Raw genomic sequence first — 11496 nt, 5'->3', positions numbered from 1 at the left:
GGCCAAAGGTAAGAGAAGGGTTTGAATGTGAAATAGATGATCTGTATGTAGCAGGTGATGGAGCCGGATTAACAAGAGGGCTGGCTCAGGCAGGAGCAAACGGAATCATCGTAGCACGTCATATTATTGGGACAATAAAAAATAGAGATAGTAAATTAGCGTGAAATCATTTAATTTAGATTTCACGCTTTATTTTATAACTATCTTTTATTAATTAAATTTGTTCAGTTGTTAGAGCTGAAAGAGTATCATAAATATAGCTTTCATCTATTTTATCACACATGACAATAATACTATCACTGGCTTTTAAATAAGTGTCACCATGGGGAATGAATTCTTGTCCATCACGTCTAAGTGAAACAATCAAGCAGTGATTAGGCCATTGAATTTCTTTAACTAAATGATTATCCAATGGAGAATTATGTAAAATCATAAAATCTAATAATACTTTTTCTCCAACTCCCTGTGGAGTTGGAAGACTTCTTTTCTTTAATAAATTTTCTAACAAACTTTCGTAAATTGGTTTAGATTTTAATAAATCGGCAACAACATAAGCAACGATAGTAACAATAGCAATTGATAAGAGGTGATTTAAAGAACCTGTCATTTCAAAAATCAGAATAATTCCTGTCACTGGAGCCCTTACAATTGCAGTAAAATAACCAGCCATAGCCAGTAGAATAAAATTATTAATATAAATAGGATCTAAACCTAAGTAATCGACGGAGATATTAGCAAAAGCACCACCAATCAAACAGCCAATTACTAATAGTGGGAAGAAAATTCCACCTGGAGCTCCTGAGCCAAAGCAGGTAATTGCAAATAAGAATTTCCCTGCCAGCAAAAGAAGAATTAAGGACATTGTTAATTTTCCTTCGATTAATAAGTCGACCAAAGTATCGCCACTACCTAATAGCTGAGGAACAGTGAATCCTAAAATTCCTGCCAAAATAAAAGGTATTAATAATTTAGTATAGTTATTTAAATGCTTTGAGTGATTATAGAGGCTTTGAACAAATAGTAAGGCTTTATTATAAAAAGCGCCAAGCAGCCCTAAAATGATTCCTAAAATAATAACCATCCAATAGTATTGGGTAGGCAGAGTTCCATGAATATTGAAAGAAAATACAGGAGCCATTCCTAAAATAGAACTCATAAGATAATCGGCGGCAATTGATGAGGTCATCACTGAAATCAATAGTGGGGCAGAAAAATGTTTATGTACTTCTTCAAGGGCAAACATTACTCCTGCCAGCGGGGCATGAAAAGCAGCTGCTAATCCGGCACTGGCACCACAAGTAAGTAAATAGCGTTCCTCAGTCTTACCACGTTTTAAAACTTTACCAATTCCTTTACCAACCATTGCCCCTAATTGAATTGAAGGACCTTCACGACCAAGGGCTAAACCAGAAAAATTAGCTAAGAAACCACCAAAAAATTTAGCAATCAAAACTCGCCACCATTTGGCATCAATCTTACCTGCCAATTCTCCTTCAAGCTGTGGAATCCCGCTTCCAGAAATTAATGATTCCCAATCGAGTAATTTTGTGACAACTAGTGCTATCACAAATAGGATAACAAACCAGATAATTATTGTGAATATTGATTGTTTACAATAGGCTAAAATTCGCTGTAACCAAAGAGCTCCATTAGTTAAACAAATTCGATATCCAACAATTACTAATCCCGCTAATATTCCGACCAGCAAACCTTCTAGTAATAATACTAATTTAAATCTTTTGATATTTAATGTTTTAATTAATCTATTTTTCATATCTACTCCCCATTCCTAGGACATTATAGAACGATTAGTAGTAAAATTCAAAGGTTGTTTTGAAGCAGAAACAATAAATGTTTCAATTATTGACAAAATATTGTACAATTAAGGAGGTGATAGGAATGGACAAACGCTCAGATGCAATCGAGACAGTAGTTGATGTTTTTAATGAAGCAATGGTTATACAAGAATTGTACCTCAAGAAGAGCAAATTTAAGGAATTATCGATGAGTGAAACTCATGTCCTTGATGCAGTGGATAAGGTAGAATTTCCTTCAATGACTAATGTGGCTAAGTCATTAAGTGTAACGATGGGAACATTGACAACAGCAGTAAAGAAAATAGTTGAAAAAGGTTTTTTAGTTAAAGAGAGATCAAGTAAAGACCAACGAGTTTATTATCTAAAGTTAACGGATAAGGGACATGAAGCATTGGCTATTCATGAACAGTTCCATCATGAATTGGCAGATTTATACAAATCAGCAATTCCTGACGATCGAGTTGACTGGGTCTTTAATACGTTAAAGAAGATTAAGTTGGATTTGGATAATTATAAAAAGGCATTAGAAGAAAAATAAGTGGGCAGCCACTTTTTTTGCTTAAAGATAAATATGATTAAAAAATAAGGAATAAAAGGGCAAGAAATTAAATTCTTGCCCTTTAAGTAGAAAAGTATTTACGTTACACTATATTTAATGGTTATTTAAAACGATATTATTAGTGGTAAAACACAAGTTTTAGTGTGTAATATTTATTTAAATAATTTATCTAATTGATTACTTGCCATAACGATTATACTAATTGTTTTGGGCTGATAGGAACTGATAACTTTTGCACAAGTCATAATAGTATTGCCTGAGGTAATAACATCATCAAAAATTATCACATTTTGATTATATAACCGCTGACCATCTTTAATCTTGATAATCTGACTTACTTGACTGCGATCAGTTTGGCTGGTCTGTTTATAGGCGGAATTTTTGTATAAACCAGTAAAAATATGATTACTAAAACTTCTTACAATCATTTCATTTGGGTTAAAACCTCGTCTTAGATCGTCTTGTTGGCTGCTGGGAACAAGCGCGATGAGATGACGCCGATATTTGGTTTTAAAATGAGGATATGCATTCAAAAAAGCATCTTTTAAAGCATAATCACCTTGTCCTTTATATTGAAATAACAATTGTTTAAAGAAATCGTTATAGTAATATAAAATCGTAAGTTTGTAACCATGATAGTCATGAGTTCGATTATAGATTGAAAATTGGTTAAGACAATGAAAACATAGTGTAGCATGATAATAAAGATGATATAAGCTAGGTGATTTATTGAGATCATTAAAACAGATTAAGCATTGTCCTGCTTGATTGTTTTGAGACACTCTTTAATTGCCCTGGTCTTGTATGGAGTAAAAATACTAATACTTCCACTGGGATGTGCTGTTTTACGACCTACTCGTCCACATATTTGAATCAATGTAGCAGTTGTATATATCCGATTATTGCCGTATAAAATAATTACTTGAACATTATCGATGGTGATGCCGCGCTCTAAAATAGTCGTTGTAACTAAAACATCTAATTGATGATGTCTAAGACGTTCTATAAATTTTTGAATATCTTTAGTGTTAGAGCTGATAGCATGACTTTTAAGTTTAAACAGTTTAAAGATGCGGGCAACTGTATTTGTTAATTGTATGGTGGGAACATAAACAAGTACGGGTTTTTTCTTTCTGACAAAATCTCTAATTTTTTTAATTGCCCAAAGATACATTACCAAAGATGAAGTTAGATAGCACTTGGGAACATCTAGAAGATAACCATGATATCGTTTGGTCATTAATAAATCTGGTTGATTGGTTAGAGTTGCAGACATATAAATATAGTTGCCTTTAATGCTGTTTTGGAGTAGACCAATTAAGACTTCGTTATTTACGTAAGGGAAAGCATCCAATTCGTCTAAAATTAATAAGTCAAAATATTGGGGATAGCGATATAACTGATGAGTAGTACAAATAATAAATTGCCCATCTACCAATTCACTATGACCGCCATAAACAGTGGTTATTGAAATATTTTTGAATTGACTTTGCAATCGCTTTGCTAATTCAATTACTAGTTCTTTTCGCGGTGTAGTAAAGCAGACTCGCTGCCCCTGGTTTAGTGCATATTTAATGACCTCATAAGTTATTTCTGTTTTACCGGCACCACAAACCGCTTTAAGGGAAGTGTTGAGATGCTGTTGATAACGTTGAAGTAATTGTCTGGAAATATTATTTTGTAATGGTGTTAATTCGTAGTCGAGCTGATAATCAACTGTCTTAATAATAGAAGGTAACTGTGAAGGAGAAAAACAAGTTGAACCGATCTTAACGCACTTACGGCAATAAGTAATATTTTTGAAAGTATAAAAATATTGTGAATCTTGATTCTTACATCGTGGACAAATCATCTTATATCACCCACTTATATTGTAACTCAAGATGCTAATAAAAGGGTCTCAACTTGATGCTAAATTTGTTTCAAGAAAGTTTTATTTTTTTTAAATGAAAATAGAGCATATATCGACTTTGATTACCGAATTTATACTTGACGCGACAACAGTTCTATCAAAATAGAACAAAATTCTTATATTGGCAAACTTTGTCGAGTGAAATGAATTCATCTTTGAAAACAATAATAATATACTAACATTGACCATATTATTAAAGGGGTGAATGAGATGCAAGGAAAAGTGAAATGGTTTAACGCAGAAAAAGGTTTTGGATTCATTGATCGTGGTGAAGGCAAAGATGTATTTGTTCATTATAGTCAAATAACTCAAGATGGGTATAAGACTTTAAATGAAGGTGAACTAGTAGAATTTGAGCTTTATCAAAGTGACCGTGGGATGCAAGCAAAACATGTTGTTAAAATCTAAGACAAGGGATAAAACCTTGTCTTTTAATTTGGACTTTAAAATAATATATTTAAATGTTATAATACGGTAGACTAAACCTATTAAAGAGGAGCGTATTTCATGGCTAGTAGAAAAGAGCAAATAAGAAAAGAGTTAAAAAAGAAAAATGAAAAAGAGGGATTAAATCCTGAAGCAGTAACAAATATCGTTGATTTGCAAGATCAAACCGGTGAAGATATAAAGGTTGAAGATTTCCAAGGAATCTATAATGGTGAAGTAATTCCATTTAATACAACACCACATTCAACAAAAAAAAGCTTTATTGGGAGAATTAAAGGTGTTTTTGACGATGAACGAAAACAATTAAAAAAATTAGATAAAATGGCTGACGAAGTAATTGCTTTAGAATCAAAATATGCAGCGATGAGTGATGAAGAATTAGCGGGTCAAACTAGTATTTTCAAAGAGGCTCTAGCTAATGGTAAAACGCTTGATGACATAATTATTGATGCCTATGCTACAGTTCGTGAAGCTGCTTATCGTCAATTAGGCCTAAAAGCTTTCAAAGTACAGTTGATGGGTGGTATCACATTACATGAAGGTGATATTGCAGAGATGAAGACTGGTGAAGGTAAAACATTAACTTCGATTTTTCCAGTATATTTAAATGCTTTAACTGGTAATGGTGTTCACGTTGTTACTGTTAATGATTACTTAGCAGGACGTGATGCTGTAAATAATGGCAAAGTATTTAACTTTTTGGGATTAACAGTTGGATTGAATAAACGGGAGCTAACACCTGAACAAAAACAAGAAGCTCATGGGTGTGATGTTACGTATACAACCAATGCCGAATTAGGATTTGATTATTTAAGAGATAACATGGTAACTCGTTTAGAGGATAAAGTATTAGTAAAAGGGTTAAATTATGCCCTTGTCGATGAGGTCGATTCAATTTTAATCGATGAATCAAGAACACCATTAATTATTTCTGGTGGTCGTAAAAATACAGCAGCGTTATATTTACAAGCTGACCGTTTTGTTAAATCTTTGAAACAAGATAAAGATTATGAAGTTGATATCGAAAGTAAGACGGTTGCTTTAACACCTGATGGAATTGCTAAAGCTGAAAAAGGTTTTAAGTTGGATAACCTATATGACCCACAACATACTGCATTAGTGCATCATATTAATCAAGCTTTGAAAGCTAACTATACAATGACTCGCGATGTTGAATATATGGTTGCTACAGAAGATGGTACTCGTGATATTCGTAATGCAAAAATTATGATTATTGACCAATTTACAGGTCGTGTTATGCCTGGTCGTGCTTATTCTGATGGATTACATCAAGCAATCGAAGCTAAAGAAGGTGTTCCAATTAAAGAAGAAACAGAAACTAGAGCAACAATTACTTATCAAAATTTCTTTAGATTATTTAATAAATTAGCAGGGATGACAGGAACAGCTAAAACTGAAGAAGAAGAATTTAGATTGATTTATAATATGCGTGTTATTGAGATTCCAACTAACCGTCCAGTTATTCGTGATGATCGCAATGATAAGATTTATTCTACTAGAGCTAATAAATTCAAAGCTTTATGTGAAGAAGTAGAAGCTCGTAATTCATATGGTCAACCGATTTTGATTGGGACTGTTTCTGTTGAAACATCTGAAGTATTATCAAAAATGTTAGATCGTCGTAAAATAAGACATAACGTTTTGAACGCTAAAAATCATGCTAAAGAAGCTGAAATTATTGAAAAAGCTGGACAACGTGGAGCGGTAACGATCGCCACCAACATGGCTGGTCGCGGTACCGATATTAAATTAGGTGAAGGTGTTGCTGAAATTGGCGGTTTAGCAGTAATTGGTTCAGAACGCCATGAATCTCGCCGTATTGATAATCAGTTGCGAGGACGTTCTGGTCGTCAAGGAGATCCTGGTTATTCGGTTTTCTATGTATCATTTGAAGATGATTTAATGGAACGTTTCGCTGGAGAAAGATTAAAATCATTTACAGATTATTTAGAAGATGATCAAGCAATTGAAAATAAAATGGTTACTAAAGCAATTGAAGGTGCTCAAAAACGTGTTGAAGGTCAAAACTTCGATTCTCGTAAACATATTCTTGAGTATGATGATGTAATGCGTCAACAACGTGAAATCATGTATAAAGAGCGTGATGATATTATGTCTGAAGAAAATTTGGATGCTATCGTTAAAGGAATGTTTAATCAAGCAATAGAAATGACTGTCCGCCAATTTACAAAACATGATGGAAAAGATGATATTGTAGATGTTGCTGGAGTTGTTGATTTTGTTGCTAAAAACTATATGTTATTAGTTGAAGTAGAAGCTAGTAACTGTGAAGCATTACAAAAAGATCCACAAAAATTAATTGAAACATTAACGGATTTAGTTTTCAATCAGTATATTAGTCGTTTTAATAAAGAGTTAGAGCCAGAAAAGAAATTACAATATGAAAGAAGTATTCTTTTAGGAGTGATTGACTATACTTGGATCAATCATATTGATGCTATGACTAAATTACGTAATGGTATTTATTTAAGAGCTTATGCGCAAAAAGATCCTTTAGCTGAATATACAGAAGAAGCTTTCTACATGTTTGAACAAATGACATCAAGTATTGCAGATGCAATTTCTCGTAATATTGTCCATATGGGAATCCGTCCTGGTAGTGAAGTAGAACAAACTATCCCTCATCTAAAGATGGAACTTACATTTAAGTAATGGAATTATACGAAATTAAAAATGGGCTTACTAAAGCCCATTTATTAATGACGGAGTTTTATCAATCAATTGATATTGAAGCATATCGTCGAGAGATTGAGGGGCTCACCGTAATCACACTACAAGAGGGATTTTGGGATGATGCTAATAAAGCTAAAGTGACTTATGATAAGTTAAATAAGATGAAAAAAACAACTGATCAATATGATTTATTAGAAACGACATTAACTAGTTTAGATGAAACATATGAGCTTGTAAAGAATACTGAGGATCAAGAATTTAAGGAAATTCTTGAAAGTGATTATACTGTTTTTGAAAAAGAATTATCAAAATTTGAGACAATGATGTTATTGTCTGGTGAACATGACGATTTAAACGCAATCGTTGAAATTCATCCTGGAGCAGGTGGAACAGAGAGTCAAGACTGGGCAGAAATGTTATTTAGGATGTATCAACGTTATGCTGCTAATAAAGGCTGGAAAGTCGAGGTTTTAGATTATTTAGATGGTGATGTGGCAGGAATAAAATCGGTTACAATGTTAATAAAAGGGGATAATGTATATGGACATTTAAAGGCAGAAAAGGGAGTTCATCGTTTAGTGCGCTTATCACCTTTTGATTCAGCAAAACGCCGTCATACTTCGTTCGCATCGGTTGATGTAATGCCCGAATTTAATAACGAGATTGAAATTGAGATTCAAAGTACTGACTTGAAAATAGATACTTATCGAGCTAGTGGAGCCGGTGGTCAACACATCAACAAAACTGATTCAGCAGTTCGAATTACACATTTACCTACTAATATTGTTGTAACCTGTCAAAGCCAGCGAAGTCAAATTCAAAACCGTGAACAAGCAATGGTAATGTTAAAAAGCAAGTTATATCAGTTGATGCTGGAAAAACAAGCTAGTGAATTAAAAGAATTAAAAGGAGAGCAAAAAGAAATAGCATGGGGTTCACAAATTAGATCATATGTACTTCATCCGTATTCGCTAGTGAAAGATAATCGTAGTGGATATGAATCTAATAATCCCAAAGCTGTTTTAGATGGGGATCTTGATGGATTTATATATGCCTATTTAAAATCAGCATTGTAAGGAGGACGACATCGTGAAGAAGCATATTTATGAAACACTGATTATTATTGTCGGTAATTTTATTTTAGCGTTAGGAATCTGTGCTTTTATTACCCCGGTTGGGTTGATTACAGGTGGTGCTTCAGGTATCGGGATTGCTGTCAAATCATTGACAGGAATAAATATTTCCTATACTGTGTATGCAATAAATATTGTAATGTTTGTTGTTGGTTATTTTTACTTTGGTAAAAAGTTTGCAGCTGGAACCTTGTTAAGTACATTTTTATATCCAACTTTTTTAGCAATTTTAGAACGCGTACCTGCTTTATCAACGATTACTAGTGATGCTTTATTATCAACTCTATATGCCGGATTATGTATTGGCTTAGGGTTAGGACTAGTTTTAAGAGTTGGAGCCAGTACTGGGGGAATGGACATTCCTCCATTGATTGTTAATAAAAAAACCGGCTTTTCAGTTGCCTGGCTGATTAATATATTTGACTGTGCAATTTTGCTTTTTCAGGTGATTTTTTGTCCAATTACAATTGAACAGGTTTTATATGGAATTACAGTAGTGATTATTACAACGATTGTGATGGATCAAGTTATGATGTTGGGGGAAACTAAAGTACAAGTAACTGTTATTTCTCCTAAATGGCAGGAAATCCGAAAAATTGTTTTTGAGGATATTAATCGTGGCTGTACATTATTAAATGTTACAACTGGATATCATCAAAAAAATCAATATGCGGTAATGGCTGTTGTGTCGAAACGTGAGCTGCATTTATTAAATGACATGATTTTAGCGATTGATCCAACTGCATTTATTATTAGTAATGCTACTCATAGTGTAAGGGGGCGTGGTTTCACGTTGCCACCAATTGATTTATAAAAAAAGAAATCATAAGATTTCTTTTTTTGTTGTACTTTTTGTGATCAATCATTTTTATTTTTTTCAGGATTATTTAAATCAACAAAAAATTCAACATGACCGCAGTTAGGACAATAGCAGCTTTTCAATTCATAATTAGTTTTTTTGAAATCATCATCTTTAATAATAAGTTCTAAATAGCTAAGTGTAGAAATGCCATTATCCTTAATAAAGCAGTTAGTTTTAAGCGTGGTTTGACAAACTGGGCACACTTTTTTCATACTGTCACCTCTTTAATTTATTGTATCATAAAATTGCGATATAATAATAGTATTTGTGCCTTTATTCGATAAAGTATGCTATAATATGCGTGGAGTAAAATCGGACTCTAGGAAAATTGAATATAATAAAATTGAATATATATAAATATAATAATAGAAAGGGGTTAGTCGAATACGGCAATAAATATGATAAAACTTACAAATGTAACGAAAATCTATAAAACTGGTGTAAGAGCTTTAAATGATATGAATCTTACGATTGAACCAGGTGAATTTGTTTATGTTATTGGTACTACTGGTGCTGGTAAATCAACATTTATAAAGCTTTTATATCGCGAAGAAAAAGCAACTTCAGGGAAAGTAGAGGTTGTAGGGCGCGATGTATCAAAAATTAAAAATCGAAAAGTTCCTTATTTTCGTCGTAATATCGGGGTTGTATTTCAAAATTTTAGACTTCTACCAAAAAAGACAGTTTTCGAAAATGTTGCGTTCGCGTTAGAAGTAATTGATACTCCACGTGTAGAAATCCGTCGTCGCGTTAGAGCCACTTTAGAGTTAGTAGGACTTGAGGATAAAGTCAATGCTTTTCCACATGAACTTTCAGGTGGTCAACAGCAGCGTGTAGCAATTGCTCGTGCAATTGTCAACAAACCAAAAGTGCTAATTGCTGATGAGCCAACAGGAAACTTAGATCCAGAAACATCTGAAGAAATTATTAATCTTTTAGAGAGAATTAATGAACAACAGAATACTACTATTCTAGTAGTTACTCATGACAGTAAAATTGTTCAAGAACATAAAAAGAGAACTATTTTGATTGAAAATGGATGTGTTAATGCGGACACTAGTTTAGGAGGTTACGATATTTAATGAACGAGTTGATTAGTTGTGTGAAAAATCTGCCTAAACATTTTAAAACGGCAGTTCAAAATATATGGCGTAATGGTGTAATGTCATTTTCATCAATTTTCGCTGTTACGATTACGCTTGTTTTAATTGGTGTAATTGGTGTTTTAGCTTTAAATGTTCAAGATATTAGTTCGAACATTGAAGAGGGAGTTAGTATTTATGTAAAATTAGATAGATATATAGACGAAGCTGCTGAACAAGCAGTTGGGCCACAAATAGAAGCTATTTCTGGAGTAAAAAAGATTACTTATTATACTAAAGATCAAGAATTAGATAAATTAATTGAAACTCAAGGTGATGAAGGTGCTGCTTTATTTGAATCATACCGAGCAGATAACCCATTAGGTGGGGCTTATGAAGTAGAAGTTGATGATGCAGCAAATATTGCTAAAATCGCTGAAAAGATTCAAGAAATACCAAATGTCAATAAAACAAGTTATGGTGGACAATCAACACAAGATATGGTAAAAACTTTGAAAACTATTCAAACTGGAGGATCGATTTTTATTGTCGGACTTGCCATTATTGCATTATTTATGATCGCTAATACAATTAAAATCACGATCACAGCGCGTCAAACTGAAATCAGTATTATGCGTATGGTCGGTGCTAGTAACTGGTATATCCGTATTCCTTTTATGCTTGAAGGAATGTTGATTGGTCTAATTGGATCAATTATCCCGATTATTGTTTTAGTTTATGGTTATGGAATGGTATATGATTACGCTAATGGTGCATTAATGTCAGCAATGTTAGCACTAAAACCACCAATGCCATTTATCCGCGATTTCTCACTAGTTATTGCTGCTGTAGGGGCTGGCGTTGGTTTGGTTGGAAGCTTTGTTTCAATTAGACGATTCTTAAAATTCTAAAAAGGCTCCGTGTCAATAGTGGAGGGGCTTAAGAGATAGCGAAAGCTATCTCTTTTCT

General features: G+C 33.3%; 11 protein-coding genes and 1 pseudogene. 8 read left to right on the top strand and 4 right to left on the bottom strand.

Annotated elements, in window-relative coordinates:
• Positions 1 to 164 (top strand): annotated as a pseudogene (locus tag KSU54_RS19565) (FAD-dependent oxidoreductase); the annotation flags it as partial.
• A 50-nt stretch (positions 165 to 214) separates the two neighbouring features.
• Here KSU54_RS19565 and KSU54_RS17745 read toward each other — a convergent pair.
• Positions 215 to 1774 (bottom strand): ClC family H(+)/Cl(-) exchange transporter, encoded by a 1560-nt coding sequence (locus KSU54_RS17745; protein WP_003536281.1) that lies wholly within the window; start codon positions 1772 to 1774, stop codon positions 215 to 217.
• A gap of 125 nt (positions 1775 to 1899) precedes the next feature.
• Here KSU54_RS17745 and KSU54_RS17740 point away from each other — a divergent pair, with 125 nt between their 5' ends.
• Complete coding sequence (locus KSU54_RS17740; RefSeq protein ID WP_008791357.1) at positions 1900 to 2355, top strand: MarR family winged helix-turn-helix transcriptional regulator; 456 nt, start codon at positions 1900 to 1902, stop codon at positions 2353 to 2355.
• 173 nt (positions 2356 to 2528) lie between these two features.
• On the opposite strand, the gene KSU54_RS19355 is transcribed toward KSU54_RS17740, so the two are convergent.
• On the bottom strand, positions 2529 to 3158 hold the full coding sequence (locus KSU54_RS19355) for a ComF family protein (protein ID WP_008791358.1): 630 nt from the start codon (positions 3156 to 3158) through the stop codon (positions 2529 to 2531).
• Positions 3125 to 4228, bottom strand: a complete 1104-nt coding sequence (locus KSU54_RS17730; RefSeq protein ID WP_003536288.1) for a DEAD/DEAH box helicase — start codon at positions 4226 to 4228, stop codon at positions 3125 to 3127. Before KSU54_RS17730 ends, KSU54_RS19355 begins: the two co-directional genes overlap by 34 nt.
• 270 nt (positions 4229 to 4498) lie before the next feature.
• On the opposite strand from KSU54_RS17730, the gene KSU54_RS17725 reads away from it, so the two are divergent.
• The 4 genes from KSU54_RS17725 (at position 4499) to KSU54_RS17710 (ending at position 9397) form a co-directional block, all read left to right on the top strand.
• Entirely contained in the window at positions 4499 to 4696 is a 198-nt protein-coding gene (locus tag KSU54_RS17725; protein ID WP_003536291.1) for a cold-shock protein, read from the top strand.
• A 99-nt stretch (positions 4697 to 4795) separates the two neighbouring features.
• Entirely contained in the window at positions 4796 to 7429 is a 2634-nt protein-coding gene (secA, locus tag KSU54_RS17720; RefSeq protein WP_003536295.1) for a preprotein translocase subunit SecA, read from the top strand.
• Positions 7429 to 8526, top strand: a complete 1098-nt coding sequence (prfB, locus tag KSU54_RS17715; RefSeq protein WP_003536296.1) for a peptide chain release factor 2 — start codon at positions 7429 to 7431, stop codon at positions 8524 to 8526. Before secA ends, prfB begins: the two co-directional genes overlap by 1 nt.
• A 13-nt stretch (positions 8527 to 8539) precedes the next feature.
• Positions 8540 to 9397, top strand: coding sequence for a YitT family protein (locus KSU54_RS17710; protein WP_003536297.1), 858 nt, complete (start codon positions 8540 to 8542; stop codon positions 9395 to 9397).
• A gap of 44 nt (positions 9398 to 9441) precedes the next feature.
• Here the strand turns inward: KSU54_RS17710 and KSU54_RS17705 are convergent, their stop codons facing one another.
• A complete protein-coding gene (locus KSU54_RS17705; RefSeq protein ID WP_003536298.1) occupies positions 9442 to 9657 on the bottom strand; it encodes a hypothetical protein in 216 nt (71 codons plus the stop codon).
• A 186-nt stretch (positions 9658 to 9843) separates the two neighbouring features.
• On the opposite strand from KSU54_RS17705, the gene ftsE reads away from it, so the two are divergent.
• Both ftsE and ftsX read left to right on the top strand, forming a co-directional pair.
• Entirely contained in the window at positions 9844 to 10527 is a 684-nt protein-coding gene (gene ftsE, locus KSU54_RS17700; RefSeq protein WP_003536299.1) for a cell division ATP-binding protein FtsE, read from the top strand.
• The gene (ftsX, locus tag KSU54_RS17695) at positions 10527 to 11438 is read left to right on the top strand and encodes a permease-like cell division protein FtsX (protein ID WP_003536301.1); all 912 of its coding nucleotides are present in this window, start codon (positions 10527 to 10529) and stop codon (positions 11436 to 11438) included. Before ftsE ends, ftsX begins: the two co-directional genes overlap by 1 nt.
• Positions 11439 to 11496 lie beyond the last annotated feature (58 nt).

It is taken from the genome of Erysipelatoclostridium sp. MSK.23.31 (assembly GCF_019125875.1).
Taxonomy (GTDB): domain Bacteria; phylum Bacillota_I; class Bacilli_A; order Erysipelotrichales; family Coprobacillaceae; genus Thomasclavelia; species Thomasclavelia ramosa.
The sequence above is the reverse complement of the archived record's forward strand: the minus strand, read 5'-3'. Positions and strand labels throughout refer to the sequence as shown.